Annotated in this window: 12 protein-coding genes; 11 read left to right on the top strand and 1 reads right to left on the bottom strand. The window is 54.9% G+C overall.

Translation table 11 applies throughout. The features are described from left to right. Window positions 1–190: 190 nt before the first annotated feature. The 8 genes from D3A97_RS03460 (at window position 191) to D3A97_RS03425 (ending at window position 13,812) form a co-directional block, all read left to right on the top strand. Window positions 191–3,271 carry a SusC/RagA family TonB-linked outer membrane protein gene (locus D3A97_RS03460; RefSeq protein WP_232825836.1) on the top strand — a complete coding sequence of 1,027 codons (3,081 nt, stop codon included), beginning with the start codon at window positions 191–193 and terminating at the stop codon, window positions 3,269–3,271. Between the two features lie 15 nt (window positions 3,272–3,286). Further along, window positions 3,287–5,194, top strand: a complete 1,908-nt coding sequence (locus D3A97_RS03455; RefSeq protein WP_119076661.1) for a RagB/SusD family nutrient uptake outer membrane protein — start codon at window positions 3,287–3,289, stop codon at window positions 5,192–5,194. Window positions 5,195–5,212: 18 nt separating this feature from the next. After that, complete coding sequence (locus D3A97_RS03450; protein WP_119076659.1) at window positions 5,213–5,914, top strand: DUF3823 domain-containing protein; 702 nt, start codon at window positions 5,213–5,215, stop codon at window positions 5,912–5,914. Window positions 5,915–5,993: 79 nt separating this feature from the next. Beyond that, complete coding sequence (locus D3A97_RS03445; protein ID WP_119076657.1) at window positions 5,994–7,559, top strand: MFS transporter; 1,566 nt, start codon at window positions 5,994–5,996, stop codon at window positions 7,557–7,559. Between the two features lie 28 nt (window positions 7,560–7,587). After that, window positions 7,588–11,037 (top strand): PVC-type heme-binding CxxCH protein, encoded by a 3,450-nt coding sequence (locus D3A97_RS03440; protein WP_119076655.1) that lies wholly within the window; start codon window positions 7,588–7,590, stop codon window positions 11,035–11,037. Between the two features lie 16 nt (window positions 11,038–11,053). After that, window positions 11,054–11,770 carry a ThuA domain-containing protein gene (locus D3A97_RS03435; RefSeq protein ID WP_119076653.1) on the top strand — a complete coding sequence of 239 codons (717 nt, stop codon included), beginning with the start codon at window positions 11,054–11,056 and terminating at the stop codon, window positions 11,768–11,770. Between the two features lie 29 nt (window positions 11,771–11,799). Continuing rightward, window positions 11,800–12,912, top strand: coding sequence for a Gfo/Idh/MocA family protein (locus tag D3A97_RS03430; RefSeq protein ID WP_119076651.1), 1,113 nt, complete (start codon window positions 11,800–11,802; stop codon window positions 12,910–12,912). 54 nt (window positions 12,913–12,966) lie between these two features. After that, window positions 12,967–13,812, top strand: coding sequence for a sugar phosphate isomerase/epimerase family protein (locus tag D3A97_RS03425; protein ID WP_119076649.1), 846 nt, complete (start codon window positions 12,967–12,969; stop codon window positions 13,810–13,812). Here D3A97_RS03425 and D3A97_RS03420 read toward each other — a convergent pair. After that, a complete protein-coding gene (locus D3A97_RS03420) occupies window positions 13,786–14,427 on the bottom strand; it encodes a Pr6Pr family membrane protein (RefSeq protein WP_198673848.1) in 642 nt (213 codons plus the stop codon). The genes D3A97_RS03425 and D3A97_RS03420 overlap by 27 nt on opposite strands. Before the next feature lie 100 nt (window positions 14,428–14,527). Between D3A97_RS03420 and D3A97_RS03415 the strand changes: the two genes are divergently transcribed. The 3 genes from D3A97_RS03415 to D3A97_RS03405 all read left to right on the top strand — a co-directional run bounded on the left by D3A97_RS03415 (window position 14,528) and on the right by D3A97_RS03405 (window position 18,412). Then, entirely contained in the window at window positions 14,528–14,959 is a 432-nt protein-coding gene (locus D3A97_RS03415) for a tetratricopeptide repeat protein (RefSeq protein ID WP_119076647.1), read from the top strand. A 246-nt stretch (window positions 14,960–15,205) separates the two neighbouring features. Further along, on the top strand, window positions 15,206–16,927 hold the full coding sequence (locus tag D3A97_RS03410) for an FAD-dependent oxidoreductase (RefSeq protein ID WP_119076645.1): 1,722 nt from the start codon (window positions 15,206–15,208) through the stop codon (window positions 16,925–16,927). Between the two features lie 48 nt (window positions 16,928–16,975). After that, complete coding sequence (locus D3A97_RS03405; RefSeq protein WP_119076643.1) at window positions 16,976–18,412, top strand: BNR-4 repeat-containing protein; 1,437 nt, start codon at window positions 16,976–16,978, stop codon at window positions 18,410–18,412. The last annotated feature ends 280 nt before the right edge of the window (window positions 18,413–18,692 follow it).

Genomic DNA, 18,692 nt, shown 5'->3' with positions numbered 1-18,692 from the left:
AATTGACTGGCGTTCAAACAGTGAAAACGGCCTGAAGGGAATACCATGTCTTCCACATCACCAAAATCAATTTCACATTATGAAAGAAATTAAACACGCATTCCATTTTATAACATGCCGTTCCGGCGGAGGAGCCGGTAAAACATGGCTGCTGTTGTTGCTGGCATGTACCTCGTTTCTCAGCCCCGCCATGTCACAAACAGCCGTAAAAGTAGCAGGTGTTGTAAAAGACAGTACGGGCGCAGTGTTGCCCAACGTGACCATTTATGAAAAAGGCACTCGGAACGGTACGCTGTCTGCCACGGACGGCACTTATACCATTTCTGTAAAACCCAGCGGCATACTGGTATTTACCATGGTAGGCTTCAAGAACCAGGAGCTGGCCGTAGAGGGCCGCAGCAGCCTGAACGTGGTATTGCAGTCTTCCGCCACTGACCTTACAGACGTTGTAATAGTGGGCTACGGCTCTACCAAAAAACAATCGCTCACCAACGCCATTTCCGTAGTATCCGCGGAAGATATCGGCAACGTGCGGGGTGGCGCAACCACCAGCACCACACTGGCCGGCAAGGTGCCGGGCGTATCTTTCCGCATGCCAGACGGGCGGCCGGGCGCTTCTGCCAACATCGAGATCCGGAATATGGGCGCGCCCCTGTATGTCATAGACGGGGTGCAGCAGGATGCCGGGCAGTTCAACAATATTGCCGCGCAAGACATTGAAAGCATTTCTTTCCTCAAAGATGCGGCCGCGGCCATTTACGGCGTGCGCGCGGCAAACGGGGTAGTGGTGGTGCAAACCAAAAGAGGCAGGCTGGGCAGCCGCAGCTCCATCAATCTTGACGTGAGCCTGGGCATGCAGAGCTGGACGCGGTTCATTGACGTGCTGGACAATTCCTACCAATACATGAGCCTGAAAGCAGAAGCGGAAATGAACCGTACGCTCGCCGTAGGCGCTAACCCCATCACCACCAATATCACGCCTGAAGAGCTGGAGCGGTACAAGGCGGGAACGGAATACGGCTACAAGAGCTTTAACTGGCGGGACTTCATCGTGAAAGACAACACCCCGCTCAATGTATATAACCTCAACTTTACCGGCGGCACGGACAAAGTGACCTATTATGTATCCGCCACCAACACTTTCCAGAACTCTGTACTGGGCCGCGAGTACAAGTTCAGCAGGACCAACATCCAGTCAAACATCACGGCCAGGGTGGCCAACGGCCTGAAGGTAGGCAGTTCCATCAATGGCCGCATTGAAACGCGAGATAACCCCGGCGTACCGGGCGGGGACGATTACTGGCAGGCGCGTTTCGCCATTCTGCGCAACACGCCTATGGAAAGACCTTACGCCAATGACAACCCGCAATATCTCAACGACATCAAGCACAACGAAACCAACTGGGGGTACCTCAATACCCAGTACGCCGGCAAGTTCAAAAGCGAATGGCGGCAGTTGCAGATGAACCTGGATGCGGAATGGGAAATACCCGGCATTGACGGCCTGAAGCTCTCCGGCCTTTACTCCTATTACATTGCGGACAATGTGCTGAACAACCATGAATACACATACGATACATATACCTACAATCCCGCTGACGACACATACACCCGCACCGGCGGCAGTACCAACCCCTGGCGGGAGCGTAACCAGGAGAAGGTGATCAACATCAGCTCGCAGATCAGCCTTGCCTACAACAAGACCTTTGGCAAGCATACTGTTTCCGCCATGATCGTATCAGAACGCATCAAGAACCAGCGGCTGCGGAACTGGATACATGCCGTGCCCATCTCCAACAACCTGCCGCTGATCTATTTCAATACAGCAGATACGTATACGGATGAAGATTTCCGGCAGGCAAGAACAGGGATTGCCGGCCGCCTGAACTATGTATACGGCAACAAATATTTCCTCGAAGGCATTATGCGCCGCGATGCGTCCTATCTGTTTGCCCCCGGTAAAAGGGTGGGCTACTTCCCCAGCGTGTCCGGCGGCTGGCGTATTACAGAAGAGGGTTTTATGAAAAACCTGCTGGGGAACAATAAGGTGCTGACAGACCTCAAGCTCCGCGCATCTTACGGTTTACTGGGAGATGACGGGACCGCGCTGGGCCTGGGTGAATTTGCCTACCTGGAAGGTTATGGCTACAACGTAGGCATGGCCATCCTGGATGGCAAGGTAGTGCTGGGCTCGCGTGACCGGGGCATTCCCATTACCAACATTTCCTGGCTGGAAAGCTCCATTTTTGACTTAGGTTTTGATTTCAGCCTCTTTGGCGGCAAGCTCAGCGGCTCCTACGATTATTTCTACCGGAAAAGAACGGGGCTGCGCGGCCGCAAGTCAGATGTGCTGATGCCTTCCGAGCTGGGGTACGACCTGCCGGATGAGAACATCAACAGTGATGCGCGCTACGGGCAGGAGTTCTCATTGAACTACCGTGCAGACCTGGGTGAGGTGAAACTGAACATCGGCGGTAACGTGTCTTATTCCCGCGGCAAGTTCCTGCAGTCTTATAACCCTGTTTTCTTCAACTCGGTAGACCGTTATTTCGCTTCCAATGAGGGGCGCGTGCAGGGTTTTGAATGGGGATGGGAAGCCATTGGGCAGTTTACTTCGCAGGAAGAGATCAATAACTATCCTGTTAACATTGACGGTGAAGGCAACAGAACATTGCTCCCCGGAGATCTTATCTACAAAGACGTAGACGGTGACGGCAGAATTACGGATAACGACCGGCGCCCTATTGGCTGGGCCACCTGGCGTACGCCCAACATGAACTTTGGCCTGCAGATCGGCGCTACCTGGAAGAACTTTGACCTCACGGCAGATTTCTCCGGCGCTTCCCACTTCACCTGGTTCCAGGAATGGGAAATGAAAGTGCCTTTCATTAACGACGGCAATCTCAACAAGATATTTACAGACCGCTGGCACAGAACAGACCCGTATGACCGCAACAGCGCCTGGGTACCCGGCAAATACCCGGCCCTGCGCTACAACGACAACGGGCATAGCAACAACCGCTGGTCTACCTTCTGGGGGCATGATGTGAGCTATTTCCGGGCCCGTACCATAGAAATAGGGTATACGCTGCCCGCATCACTGGTGAACAGGGCCAAAATACAACGCGCCCGTTTTTATGTCAACACGTTCAACCTCTTTTCGCTGGACAATATGCAGCAGTACGACACGGATGCGGAAATAACGGAAACGAACGGGCTGCAATACCCGCAGAGCAAGGTATTCAACGTAGGCGTTAACCTGTCCTTTTAATTCAATCTTACTATTATGCACACAAAGAACATACTATATACCGCATTACTGGCCGCTATCATCATAGGGGCGGGCAGTTGCAAAAAGGAAAGCGAGTTCCTGGATGTTCAGCCCACCAACATTTTTACGAATGAACAGGCGCTGTCAGACCCGGCGCAGGCGCTTTCCATCCTGGCCAACCTGTACAGCCGGCAGCTGGACATTTCAACGGTGAAAAGCTGGCAGTCCATGGCCGATTTCAGCGAAAGTTTTCCCTCCCAGAACGGCGGGGACCTGGATATTGTGCGGCGCACCGGCTGGGGTTATGGCAGCTGGAGCAACTGGGACTATGCCTACATCCGCGAAATGAACCTTTTCCTGGAGCGCTGCGAGGCGGCTGAAAAGCTGTCTGCCGACGACAAAAAACGTTTCCTGGCGGAAGGCCGTTTCCTGCGCGCCAATTTCTATTTTGAGCTGACGAAGCGGATGGGTGGTGTACCGCTGGTACTGGAATCCATGCAGTACGATTACAAGGGAGACCCTACCTACCTGCAGCATCCGCGCGCAAAGGAGGCTGAAATGTACGACTTCGTGATCAGCGAGGCGGAAGCCATCAAGATGGACCTGCCCGCGGATGCGTCCGTAAAATCGCGCGCCTCAAGGGGAGCAGCGCTGGCCATGGCCACCCGTGCGGCGCTGTATGCCGGCTCTATTGCCAAATACGGCGTGAACACCCCGCAGGTAAGCCTGCCGGGCGGTGAAGTGGGCATACCTGCGGCAAAGGCCAATGAATATTATACCAAAGCCCTCACACTTGCGCAGGAGATCATCGGCGGCTCCGCCGGGGCTTATGCCTTGTATAACTACAAATCCGACCTGCAAGAGAATTTTGCAGCTATTTTTTATGACAAGGGCAATAACCCTGAATCCATCTTTATTGAAGACTTCAAACTGAAAAGCGGCAAGGTGCATGGTTTCACCCAGTGGAACCAGCCCCGCTTCGGCGCGGAAGAAGAGGAAGGCGGCCGCATCAACCCCTCGCTCAACCTGGTACAGAGTTTCGAAAAGCTGGACAACACCTTTGCGCCCCTGCCGGTAAAAGACGGCAATGGCAATCCTGTCTATTACGATAACCAGCTGGATATTTTTGCAGACAGGGATGCCCGCCTCGGCGGCACCGTGATATTGCCCGGCTCCATGTTCAAAGGCCGGCCGGTAGATATCTGGGCCGGTTACATACTGGGAGACGGCGGCATCATTACAGGAGACGACCGCGGCCAGTTGAAACCCCTGCCCGGTACAACCACACCCGTGCAGATAGTAGGCTTTGACGGCCCTATCACCGGCAAGGAGCACACCGCCCAGTCAGGCTTTTACCTCCGCAAGTATCTCGATCCTGCTGCGGGCTCCGGCTCCAGGGGTACCGGCAGCGAAGTGCCGTTTATACGGTACCGTTATGCGGAAGTATTGCTGAACGCGGCAGAAGCGGCTTATGAACTGGGGCAGGCCGGTGTGGCCGTGGGGTATATGAACGAAGTGCGCAAGCGCGCCGGACTGGTGATCCCCCTGGCGGCCGGAGACATCACGTTTGACCGTATTGTACATGAACGCCGGGCAGAGCTGTCTTTTGAAGGGCATGTATTATTTGACAACAAACGCTGGAGAAGGGCCCACACCATCTGGGACGGCGTGCCGCTTACGGAGGCAGACCTCCTGTCTGACATAGGCGCGGCAACAAAACGGAACACCCAACCCTGGGCGCTGTGGCCGTACAAGGTACATAACCCTGGCAGCGTCAACCACGGCAAATGGACGTACAAGGTGCTGAAATCTTCCCTGGTAACAGGTACCAACCGCTTCCTGTTCGGGAACTATTATTCGTTCATCAACAACGACATCCGTTCCAACAACCCCAAAATTGTGAAACAACCCAACCAGGACTAACCGTAAAAAAATGACATCATGAAAAAACTCGCAATATTACTAGGTGCCGTTACGCTGTTTGCCTGCAAGAAAGATAACTATGACCCGCCGGCGTCCAAACTGACCGGCCGGGTGGTATACCAGGGAGAGCCCATTCAGCTGGAATTTAACCAGGTGCCTTTTCAGTTGTACCAGTACGGTTTTGGCAAGGTGGGGCCGGTAAGCAATACCACCTTCACACAGGAAGGTACTTTCTCCGTACTGCTTTTTGACGGGGAATACAAGCTCATCATCCCTGACAACCAGGGCCCTTTCCTCTGGAAGAAGAACGGCGCCGGCGCGCCAGACACCGTGGTGGTGAACATGAGCGGCAACAAGGAGCTGGACCTGGAGGTAATGCCTTTTTATATGATCAGGGACCACCAGTTCAGTGCGGCGGCAGGCAAGGTTACCGGTACTTTCAAAATAGAAAAGATCATTACAGATGCCGGTGCGCGCAATGTTGAGAGGGTAAACCTGTACATCAACAAAACGGCTTTTGTGTCTGGCAATGGCGCTAATTACAGCATTGCTTCCGCATCTATCAGCGGCGGCAATATAACGGACATGAACAATGTATCCATGACGGTAACCGTACCAGAGCTGGTGCCGGCGCAATCTTACGTGTTTGCGCGCATCGGGCTGAAGGTGGCGGGTGTGGAAGACATGATTTTTTCACCCATCGTAAAGCTCTCGCTTTAAAGATAATACCGGCCGGTGGTTGCCCATAGAACGTGGACACGTGGGTAGCCATCCGGTACCGGTATCTTAAAAAGTTTCAATGGATATAGCACCAACAGTAGCCGGACAGCAGATAAACGTACCAGCAGCGCATCATCATTCCAGTCACCGCGTTCTTTTCTGGGGCTGTTTCACCGTACTGGTGGCCTCGGCCTTCGGATTTGTGTTCCGTTCCTTTCTGATGGATGGCTGGGGCGTTCAGTTCGGGCTGAGCAAAACCCAGCAGGGCGAAATTTTCGGCGTCAGCTTCTGGCCGTTCGGTATCAGCATTGTGCTGTTCAGCCTCATCATAGACAAGGTGGGTTATAAAATGGCCATGGTGTTCGCTTTTGCCTGTCATGTACTGTCTGTGCTGCTCACCATGATGGCCAACGGCTACTGGATGTTGTATTGGGGTACGCTGCTGTTTGCGTTGGGAAACGGTGCGGCAGAGGCGGTGGTGAATCCCGTGGTGGCCACCATGTACCCGCACGAAAAAACAAAGTGGCTCAACATCCTGCACGCCGGCTGGCCTTCCGGCCTGGTGCTGGCAGGGCTTGCCGGTATTGCCATGATGCATACCGGCCTCCGCTGGGAATGGATCATTGGCGTAATACTGGTACCTGTGCTGCTGTATGGCGTTATGATCTTCAACCGCCGCTTCCCCGTTAGCGAACGGGTGCGGGCAGGCGTCAGTTACCTGGATATGGTGAAGGAAGTAGGGATAGGCGGCATGTTCATCATTATCAGCCTGTGTACTTTTCAGCTGGGCAGTTTGCTGGGCTGGTCGCTTACCGGTAAAATTGTGATCTCGCTGGCCGCTACCGCCATCCTGGGCGTGGTGGTACGCTCCCCGGGGCGGCCCATGTTCATATTGCTGCTGCTGGTAATGATATTGCTGGCTACTACGGAACTGGGCACAGATAGCTGGATCACAGACCTCATGGCGCCGGAAATGGCCAAGGCGGGATTGAGCGGCGGCTGGGTGCTGATCTACACATCGCTCATTATGGCGGTGCTCCGTTTTTATTCCGGCCCCATCGTACACCGCTTTGCACCACTGGGCTTGCTGGCGCTGAGTGCGCTGGTGGCCATAAGCGGTTTGCAGTTCCTTTCTTATGCCGCAGGTTTTATGATCATTGTGGCGGCTACCGTATATGCGCTGGGCAAAACATTTTTATGGGGTACCATGCTGGGCGTAGTGGCAGAGCAGTTTCCCCGGGGCGGCGTATTGGCGCTCAACTTCACCAGCGCTGTGGGGCAGGTTGGCGTGGGCGTTATCGGTGCGGTGATACTTGGTTTTGTGCAAGACAAGCAACTGGACGCTAACCTCGAAAAATACGATGCCGTCAACGGCACCGCGCTGCACAGCACTTACGTAACAGAACAGCGTACGGGCCTCTTTGGGGATTACCGCGTAATTGACCCGGACAAACTCACCACCGCCACACCGCAAACGCTGGCCACCATCACGGCCGTAAAGGAAGACGCCAAGAAAGACGCCCTGCGCACCGTGTCGCTGTTCCCTGTAGTGATGCTGGCGGCGTATTTTTTTATGATCCTGTACTACCGGTCAAAAGGCGGGTACAGGGCAGTACTGCTTCCCCCGCTGAAGCGGCCGGAGTGATTATTGTTTTTTCAAATAGACAGAGAAGATGAAACGAATCGGATTTTTATTGCTGGTAGTGGTAGCATGTTCTTTTGCATATTCCACTTTGGAGAAAAAAGGAAGGGCTGAAATACTGTTTCTCGGGCAGCCCGGTACTTCGCAACATGCCTCCTGGATGGCTACCAAGCTGTTCAAAAGCGGCATCAACCTCACTTTTACTACTTCGCTGGATGATCTGACGCCAGGCAAGCTGGCGCACTACGACGCGCTGGTGATACATGGTAGCTTTCCTTCCCTGCCGCCGGTACGGGAGGCCGCCCTGAAGAGTTTTGTAGAGGGAGGGAAGGGGCTGGTATTGCTCAACTCGGCTTCCGGCAGCTTTCTAAATTCCGCCTGGTACGCGGGCGCGCTTGGCGGCCGCCTGAAAGGCAGCAGGGAAGGCGTTACCGCCATGCAGATCGAAAGCCCTACTCACGCTGTAATGAAGGGAGTGCATGCCTTCCAGACCACGGATGCCTTGCTTACCCACCAGCAACTGGCAACTGATATAACGGTACTGACCAGGCGGAGTACCGAGCCTACCACCTGGACGCGCGCGCAGGGCCGCGGCCGCGTGTTCTATACCGCCTATGGCAGCAGTGACAATACCTGGAAGAACCGGGATTTCCTGAACATGCTCCGCAACGGCGTATGTTGGGCAATGGGAGACGGTGTGATGCAACGCGTGGCTGCCCTCAACATCCCTGATGTAGACATCTACAGCTCGGACACCATTGCTGACTATACGCGCCGTTACGCCGTACCCAAAATGCAGGAGGCGCTTTCTCCGGCGGAGTCCAACAAACTCACCCAAACGCCTGCCGGTTTCAGCATGCAGCTGTTTGCCGCAGAGCCTGATATCACCAAGCCTATTGCCATGACCTGGGATGAAAGAGGAAGGTTGTGGATAGTAGAGTCTGTTGACTACCCGAATGCATTTACAGAAATAGACAGCGTGGCCAATGACCGTATCAAGATATGTGAAGATACAGATGGCGATGGCAAGGCAGACAAGTTCACCGTGTTTGCGGATAGCCTCAACATCCCCACCAGTATTGTACTGACCAATGGCGGCGCCATTGTGTCCATGGCCCCGCATTTTCTTTTCCTGAAAGATACGGACGGGGACGACAAGGCGGACGTAAGGGAAATCCTCATGACCGGATGGGGCAAGCAGGATACACACGCCGGCCCCTCCAACCTGCAGTATGGCTTTGACAACAAGATATGGGGCGTGGTAGGTTATTCAGGCTTTGACGGTAAAATAGACGGCAAGCCTTTCCGCTTCCCCATGGGGGTATATCACTTCAGCCCAGACGGCAGCAATTTCGAGTTCCTGGCTAAAAGCTCCAATAATACGTGGGGGCTGGGTTTTACAGAAGATAACCATGTGTTCCTTTCCACCGCCAACAATACGCACAGCGCATATTATTCCCTGCCCGCGCGGCACATGCAGCGCACGGCAGGCAAGCAGGAAGCATTAGACCCCATCCAGAAAATAGACGGCCATTACGATGTGCATGCCATGACGCCCAACCTGCGGCAGGTAGACGTAGTGGGCGGCTTCACCTCTGCTACGGGCCATCATTTTTATACCGCCCGCAGTTTCCCGAAAGAATACTGGAACAGGGTGGCCTTTGTGAACGAGCCTACCGTACGCCTGGTACATAACGCTGTTATAGAGCCGGATGGCGCGGGTTTCCGGGAAACAGACGGTTGGAACCTGCTGGCCAGCTCGGATGAATGGTTTGGCCCTGTGCAGGCGCAAACCGGGCCAGACGGCGCGGTATGGGTGGCGGACTGGTACAACTTCATCATTCAGCATAATGTATTCGTAAAAGAACAGGCGCCGCGGGAAACAGTGCTGCCCTTCACGGAGCAGCCGCACGGCAAGGGCAACGCTTTTGAAAGCAACCTGCGGGATTCGGCGCATGGCCGCATCTACCGCATCGTATATGACAATGCAAAGCCTTACCGGCCGCTTCATTTATCGGCAACCAACGTTCCGGCCCTGCTGGCCGCGCTGGAAAACGACAATATGTTCTGGAGAATGACGGCCCAGCGCCTGCTGGTGGAAGGCAACCGGCAGGAAGTGATACCCGGCCTGTACAAGATCATCAGCAACCTGAAAGTAGATGAAGCCCGGCTGAATAGCCCCGCCGTACACGCCTTATGGACGCTGCACGGCCTGGGTGAACTGAACGCTGCTTCCATGGCCGTGGTGGCCAAAGCGCTCCGCCATCCTGCGGCGGGCGTACGCAAAGCGGCGGTGGAAGTGCTGCCCAAAAACAAAGCCGGCCTTGACGCCATTGTTAAAAGTAATATCCTGAATGACAAAGACCTGCATGCCCGCGTAGCGGCCTTCCGCGTTCTGGCAGACTTCCCGGCTTCCAACGCCGCGGGCACGCTTGTATACAAAGCCGCGGGGCTCAGCCAGAACGCTAAAGACCTCTGGCTGGCGCGTGCATTGTTTGCCGCTGCCATTACACATGAAAAGGGCTTTCTGGCTGCTGCCGCGGCACAGCCAGCGGGCTCCGGCGCATTCCGCACGGCCATTACCAAAGGCCTTCATCATGCCGCCTATAAAGTGGACAGGGGCGGCACGCCCTTTTTCGCAGACGCAGCGGGGAAAGAAATATTCATCAAAGCCATGGTAAGCAAGCCGAGAGAACGTGCTCTTAACGGGCTGATACTGGCGCATGGCAACAGCCAAAACGGCTATGGCCTCTATATTGCAGACGGCGCATTGCATATGGTGGTGAACCAGAAAGGGGTTGCTTACAAAGCCAGCACTACCGCGCCCCTGCCAGACAAGTTCGAGGCCGGCGCCGCCCTCCTGAAAAACGGCGGCATCCAATTGATGGTAGATGGCAGGGAAGCAGCCCGCGCCAAAGCTCCCGCGTTGTTTGCCACCTCGCCGCAGGCGCCGGTGCGGGCAGGGGAAGATGCGCTGGAAGATAGCCACGTTACAGACTATACCGGGCGTTTCCCTTTTGCCGGAGGCCTGCAGAACATCAGCCTGGAGCTGGACCGGCCGGTGGCCAAAACAACGGAAGCGGCCGGCGGAAGCACGGTGCCGCCGATGGTGATAGATCTCAAGGTGGTGAAAGATATTATGCAGTACGATAAGAAAAAGATCTCCGTAAAGGCCGGCCAGCAGGTCACCATCCGGCTGGAAAACCCTGACGGCATGCAGCATAACCTGCTCATCATCAAGCCCGGCTCCCTCCAGAAGGTAGGCGCCGCCGCAGATGCCATGGTACGTGACCCTAAAGCGTCTCAAATGCAGTACGTGCCCAAAGTACCGGAAGTACTGTGGGCTACCCGCCTGGTGAGCCCGGGAGAAACGGTGGTGCTTAAGTTTACCGCCCCGAGGGTACCGGGCGATTATCCTTTTGTATGCACCTTCCCCGGCCACTGGCGTGGTATGAACGGGGTTATGCAAGTGATCAGATAACTTAATTCCTCCAGATATGAAAATGTTTATCCGATGTATGATTTGCTGCGCCGTGGCGTTAATTGCCGGCCTGCACACTTTTGCACAATCAGGGAGCATCCGCGTGCTGATGGTGGGCGGTGGCGGCTCGCACAATTTTGAACGCTGGTACGGGCAGGAAGATGCGGCCACGCTCGAAAAAGACGGCCTGGCCACCGTGACCTACACGCAAGACCCCTCTACCATTCTGCAGCACCTGCCGCAAACAGATGTACTGTTCCTCTGTAATAACCAGCCTATCAGCGATTCAGCCACACGCAAGGCCATCTTTGATTTTGTGGAACAGGGTAAAGGCCTGGTGCTGGCGCATGCGGCCATCTGGTACAACTGGCAGGACTGGCCTATGTACAACTTCAAGCTGGTAAGCGGCGGCAGCCGCGGGCACGAGAAATACGGCGAGTTCAGCGTAATGGTGAATAACCGGAAGCACCCCGTCACCAAAGGCCTGCCGGCAAAATTTACCCTGAAAGACGAATTGTACTACTACAAGGAAGATACCAACGGCCCCGGCATCAGGGTACTGGCTACCACCGGCCCGGATGCTTCCGGGCAAACCTATCCCAGCCTGTTTGTGGTGCGGAACCCCCAAGCGCGTATTGTAGGTTTTGCTCTCGGGCACGATGCGGCGGCGCACGAGCTGCCGGAGTACCGCACCATTTTACGGAACGCTGTAAAGTGGGTGGCGAAAAAATAATTTTTAATCATCTTAATAAGCATTCGTACATGAAACAGATCACTGTAGTTATTGTAGGCATGGGCTTTGGCAAGGAATTTATTCCCATTTACCAGCAGCACCCGGCTATCAAAAAAGTGGGTATCTGCACCCGCAACCGCAAAACGCTGGACGAGCTGAAGGCCCGCTTTAACCTGGATGAGGATTTGCTGTTCACCAACTACGACGATGTACCCAAGCGCGCAGATGTAGACGCCATCCATATTGTAACCCCTGTGCCTGACCATGCCCGCATGACGCTGGCCTCCCTCAATGCCGGCAAACATACCGCCTGCACCATTCCCATGGCCATGACGGTGGAAGATTGCAAAGCTATTGTGGAAGCCAAACGAAAGGCCGGTAAAGTATACATGATGATGGAAACCGCGCTGTATACCCGCGAGTTTCTCTACGGTCTGCAGCTGGCGGAAAGCGGGCAACTGGGCCGCATCCAGTTTGTACGCGGCTCACATATACAGGATATGAGCATGGAAGGGTGGGATGAATACTGGAAAGGTTTTCCGCCCATGCTCAACGGCACGCACGCTATTTCGCCGCTGTTGCGCATCAATAACACCAAGGCGGAAACCGTGGTGTGCCACGGCTCGGGCCGGCTTAGTGAAGACCTGGCCAAACGGTACGGCTCACCCTTTGCCGTGGAAACGGCCACTTTTACGCTCAAAAACTCCGACGTGGTAGCGGAAGCCACCCGGTCGCTGTTTGACGTAGTGCGCCAGTACAGGGAAAGTTATGATGTATACGGTACCAAAATGTCTTTCGAATGGGAGCAGCTGCAGGACGAAAGCCACGTGATCTTTGACGGTGGCGAAAATGCCGCCCGCATAGAAGTGCCAGACACAGACGCCCTGCTCATACCTGAGATTGCCCACTTCACGCGCCGCGAAAAAATTGATGACCCCAACCACGTGTCTTTCCTGCAGGGCGCCGGCCACGGCGGCTCACACCCGCACCTGGTGCAGGAGTTCCTGGCGGCCATTGTGGAAGGCAGGGATTCCGCGGTAGACGCGCACATTGCGGCCAACTACACCTGCGCGGGCATCTGCGCGCATGAGTCTGCCATGAAAGGCGGCGCACGCATCAGCATCCCTGATTTTGAAGCATAAGTATATTCCAGCCGGGGGCGGCAATGCCCCCGCTTCCTGTTAAATACATCATTCATGACATTCGGCATCAGCACCTTTGTATGGGTATCTCCATTTTCCACCGCGCATTTTCACCTGCTGCCCAAAATAAAAGAAGCAGGGTATGATATTGTAGAAGTGGCGGTAGAAGACGCATCACTGATCAACTGGCCCGAGCTGCTGCAGCGCGCCCGCGATCTTGACCTGAAGATCACCATCAGCGGGGCCTTCGGGCCAGACCGGGATATTTCCTCTACAGATGCTTCCACCCGCAGGAACGGCCTGCGGTATATTACGGATTGCGTGGCCATTGCCGCGCAAATGGGCAGCCCGGTGTTTGGCGGCCCCGTGTATTCCGCCGTGGGTAAAACAAGGATCGTACCGCCGGAGCAGAAAATACAGGAGCGCGCATGGTGTATCGAAAACCTGCGGGAGGCGGCCAAAGCAGCAGCAGACCATGGTGTTATCATTGGCCTGGAGCCGCTCAACCGTTTTGAGACGGATATGATCAATACGGTAGACCAGGCCATGGAGCTGCTGGAAGAAACCGGCAGCCCGCACATTAAAATATTGCTGGATACTTTTCATGCCAACATAGAAGAGAAAAACATTCCTGCCGCCATCCGCAAAATCGGGAAAGACAGGTTGTGTCATATTCAGGGCAATGAAAGCGATCGGGGCACGCCGGGTACGGGCCACCTGGATTGGTCGGGCATCAGGGAGGCGCTGGCAGACATTGGTTACACCGGGGCTATTGTGCTGGAAACGTTTGGCGCCCCGTCTAAGGAACTGGCGCGGGCAGCCTGCATATGGCGGCCGCTGGCAGGCAGCGCGGACGAGCTGGCTACCGAAGGCTTACAATTTTACAGGGCTGCTTTTTAAAAGCGGCCTTTTCCCCAATGCCTTGCCAACGGCCATTATTAACGCGCCGGTAAACAGGAAGAGCACCAATATCAGGGCGGCGTTTTGCAGGGCTTTGGGATAGTCCAGCTGTACCACATCTATAAAAGGGTAAGGATAAAAACCGGAAAATGCACCGCGGATAATGACAAACACCATGTAGGCCAGCGGGTACAATAGCCAGGAGGGCGCCTGTTTCCAGGCCAGCTCCCGTTTAGGCGCAAATATCAGCCAGTACGCCAGGTACAGCAGGGGCACCGCCGCGTGCAGCAACTCATCCACCAGCCACTGCATGCCCTGCGGGGCCCATAAGAAACGGAGTATCACATTGTACACCAGCGCCACTATCAGGATGTACAGCAGGAGCGCGGCCTGCACGGACGCGCGGGAAAAGAAGCCGCCCGGCTTCAGCAACAGCGCCGTACAGCCGGCAGCGGTCAGTATATTGGATTGCACGGTGAAAAAACTGAAAAAACGTATAATGGTTTCCCCGGCAGGGAGCTGGCTGTTAACCATCATCAGGCAGAATTGGGCAATAACGGCAAACCAGCCCAGCAAGGCTAACAAGGCAAGGGTATAACGTTTGGTTTGTTGCATACGCTTAAGTTACGTTTTATCCGGTATTGTTGCAAACAGCCCGGATTTTCTGAAATCAAAGATTAAGGTTAGTTTTGGGCGCAACAAAAAACATTTGGACATGAGCGCAAAAATCCTGAAAGACGAAATATACGAGCAGGTGGAACTGATCTCAGAAGCTGGTAACGATTTTGCTGATGATGAAGAATATGCTGCCGCCGCTGAAAAATTCAAAGAAGCGCTGCAACTGGTACCGGAGCCTAAAACAGATTGGGAAGCCGCTACATGGCTCTATTCCAGCATCGGTAACATGTATTTTATGCTGGATGATTTTGAGCAGGCGGGGGAATATTTTCAACAGGCCATCAATTGCCCTGACGGGAAGATCAATTCCTTCATTCAAATGCGGCTGGGCCAGGTAGCGCTGGAGCAGCAGCAGGAAGACAAGGCGCTGGAGCACCTGCTGAAAGCCTACCGCCTGGGCGGCAAAAGCCTGTTTGTAGAAGAAGATACCAAATACCTGGGTTTCCTGGCCCGGCGCGTGAAGCTGTAATCCAGGACGCGGGAGAGGCGGGCGTATCATTGATACGCCCGCCTTTTTATTAGGTAGAGAGAAGTATCCGTTACCCCGCTTTCTTATCAGACATGGAGAAACACCTCCGGCTACTGTTTTTACTGGCGCAAAGGACATTTTATGATGACAATCGGGATGAACTGGAAGGACAGTTCGGCTTTGCGGAATTTTACGCTTATTTTAGGCTGCTTGTTTTAAGGATCTTATGAGGAAATTTATACCGATATGAAAAGAAGAAATTTTTTAGGCATGATGGCCATGAGCACCGGCGCCGCATTGTCAGCCCCGCTGACCGGTTTTACGTCTTCACCTGCGCCCGAAGCGGGTAACGCAACATCACCGGCAGGCAGCCTGATGCAGGCAGACCTGGTGGTGGCCGGGGCGGGACTGGGCGGCTGCGCGGCCGCACTGGCAGCCCTGCGCAATAACCTCACGGTGATCATGACGGAAGAAACGGACTGGATAGGCGGACAGCTCAGCCAGCAAGGCGTACCGCCTGATGAGCACAGTGCCATTGAAACGCATGGCGCTACGCAGTTGTACCGCGATTTCAGAACGGCCATCCGGCAATATTACATGCGCCACTATCCCCTCAACGAAGCTGCCGGGAATCGGCCTTACCTGAACCCGGGAGACGGCGCCGTGTCTCGCCTCTGCCACGAGCCAAGAGTGGCAGTGGCCGTGCTGGAAGCCATGCTGGCCGCTTATATCAGCGCCGGCAAGCTGGTGCTGCTGCCGGAACATAAAGTAAAGAAGGCAACCGTGTCAGGCAACCGTGTGCAAAGCCTGCAGGTGGTGAACCTGCGCAGCAGGCGGGAATATACCCTGGCGGCACCGTATTTTGCAGATGCCACGGAAACAGGGGAACTGTTGCCCCTGACCGGCACCGAGTTCGTAACCGGCGCCGAGTCAAAGGCAGATACCGGCGAGCTGCATGCGCAGGAAACGGCCAACCCGCGCAACCAGCAGTCTTTCACCGTTTGTTTTGCCATGGATTATGTGCCGGGCGAAAACCATGTTATAGAAAAGCCACGGGAGTACAATTTCTGGAGCAACCATGTACCCGCCGTTACGCCGGCCTGGCCGGGCAAATTGCTGGAGCTGCATTACCCCCGGCCTACCACCCTGAAGCCCACCCAGCTCGGCTTTCACCCGGAAGGTATCAAAACCGGCAGCATGCTCAACCTCTGGAACTACCGCCGCATCATCAACAAGGAAAACTTTATGCCCGGCACCTACAAGGGAGACATCACTATTGTGAACTGGCCGCAGAACGATTACATGCTGGGCAACCTGGTAGGCGTCAGCGAAAAGGAATTTAACCGGCATGTAGAGCGCGCCAAACAACTGAACCTGTCCCTGCTCTACTGGCTGCAAACAGAAGCGCCGCGCCCCGATGGCGGCAAAGGCTGGCCCGGCCTGCGTTTGCGGAAAGACATCATGGGTACGGAAGACGGGATGGCCAAATACCCTTATATCCGCGAGTCCCGCCGCATCAAAGCCGTTTTCACCGTGCTGGAAGAACATGTGGGCAGCCTCAACCGCGCGCAGGTAACCGGCCAGGCTACCGGTAATACGGCCGCGGCGTTTTTTGACAGCGTGGGTGTTGGGCATTATAGCATAGACCTGCATCCCAGCAGCGCCGGTAACAATTATTTCCACCTGGATTGCCTGCGTTTCCAGATACCGTTGGGAGCATTGCTGCCGGTGCGTATGGAAAACCTGCTGCCGGCCAACAAGAACATTGGTACTACGCATATTACCAACGGCTGCTACCGGCTGCACCCGGTGGAGTGGGGTATTGGGGAAGCCGTAGGCATGCTGGCGGCTTTTGCGCTGGAAAAGAACGTGCTGCCCCGCAGGGTGCGGGAAGATAAAGCGCTGCTGGCGCAGTTCCAGCAACGTATCCGCTCACAGGGCATTGAAACGGAGTGGCCGCGGCAGTAGCTTTACCCGCGTTTGCAAGCACCGGAAATCTGTATTATATTAAGGCCCATGAAGAAAATTCCCGTTATGTTCATGCTGCTGCTGTTGCTACAAACCACCGCCGCACAGCAGCCCCGCTTTATCAATCAGCCAGACACCGGCTACCGCGGCCTCTGGTATAGCATAGGCCCCACCAAAGACGAGTACGCCTTTAAATACGGCGGCGGCCTGGGCACGTATCCCGCTAACCACTACCCCTTTTCGGTGTATGCGCCTGCGGTCAACAAAACTTTTTTCTGCTATGGGGGTACAGACTCCACCGGCAAAACGCTGCTGCATGAGGTAGGCTGTTTTGACCATGCTACCGGCATGGTGTCCCGCCCCACGGTAGTGATGGACAAAGCCACCGACGATGCGCATGACAACCCCGTTATACAGATAGATGACAAGGGGTACATCTGGCTGTTTTCCACCTCCCACGGCGTTACCCGTCCTTCTTTTGTATACCGGAGCAGCCAGCCCTACAACATTGGCAGTTTTGAAAAGGTGCAGGCATACAAGGGAGAGGAGGTCATGGATAATTTTTCTTACCTGCAGGTATATTACCAGCCGGGAGATGGTTTCCTGGGCCTTTTTACCCACTATGAAACGCAGCAACTGCGGTATGGGAAAAAGAATTGCCGCGTGATTGCCTATATGACCAGTAAAGACGGCATACACTGGTCTTCCTGGAAAGACCTGGCCAACATGGAAGAGGGCCATTACCAGACAAGCGGGCAGCAGGGCCGCCGCGTGGGCAGTGCCTTCAACCACCACCCCAATGTGCAGAAGGGCGCCGGGCTGGATTACCGCACCAACCTCTATTACCTGCAAACAAATGACCTTGGCCGTACATGGACAACCGCTAACGGCCGCCCCGCCACCCTGCCGCTGCGTACGGGAGATACAACGGCGCTGGTGAAAGACTATGCGTCTGAAGGCCTGAACGTATATATCAACGATGTGAATTTTGACGCCGGGGGCAACCCCGTGATACTTTATGAAACCTCCCGCGGTCCGGCGCCTGGCCCGGTTAACGGCATGCGCCAGTGGTATACCGCCCACTGGAAGAACGGGCAATGGCAGATCCTGCCGTTTACCGCTTCTGACAACAACTATGATATGGGCTCGCTGATGATAGAGAAAGGCGGCGTATGGCGGGTGGTGGCCCCCACGGCCTCCGGCCCGCAGGCGTATAACACCGGCGGGGAAATAGTGATGTGGGAAAGCAGGGATGAAGGAAAACACTGGAAGCCGAAGCAGCTTACCCGCAACAGTGCCCGCAATCACAGCTACCCCCGCCGGCCCGTAAACGCGCATGCAGGGTTTTATGCGTTCTGGGCAGACGGGAATGGCCGCCAGCCTTCCGTGTCAAAACTGTACTTTTCCGACCGTAACGGTAACGTATATATATTGCCGGAGAAGATGGACAAGGAATGGGTACGCCCGGTGCGCCTGAAACGCTGACCTGCAAAAACCCTGAATAAAAAATACCTAAAGGTGGGGATTTTACCAGCCGGCCTAAATTCCCATTTTTACAGTCCATAACAACAGATGATAAACAGGGCTGCCGTCTATTCCTGGACATGCGGCCCTGTTTTTTTGTTCCTTAACCATTTCATAATCTTCCCTTTACATTCCGGTCACGCTGCCGCCGTATCATTACGTCGGAAAGTTCGTATCCAAATTCGCTGTAACAATATCTCATGCTAAAAGTAAAGCCCGGTATCTACCGGGCTTGCGCTTT

Source organism: Chitinophaga alhagiae (genome assembly GCF_003568665.1).
In the GTDB taxonomy this organism is placed as follows: domain Bacteria; phylum Bacteroidota; class Bacteroidia; order Chitinophagales; family Chitinophagaceae; genus Chitinophaga; species Chitinophaga alhagiae.
This window is presented reverse-complemented; position numbering and strand designations above follow the sequence as displayed.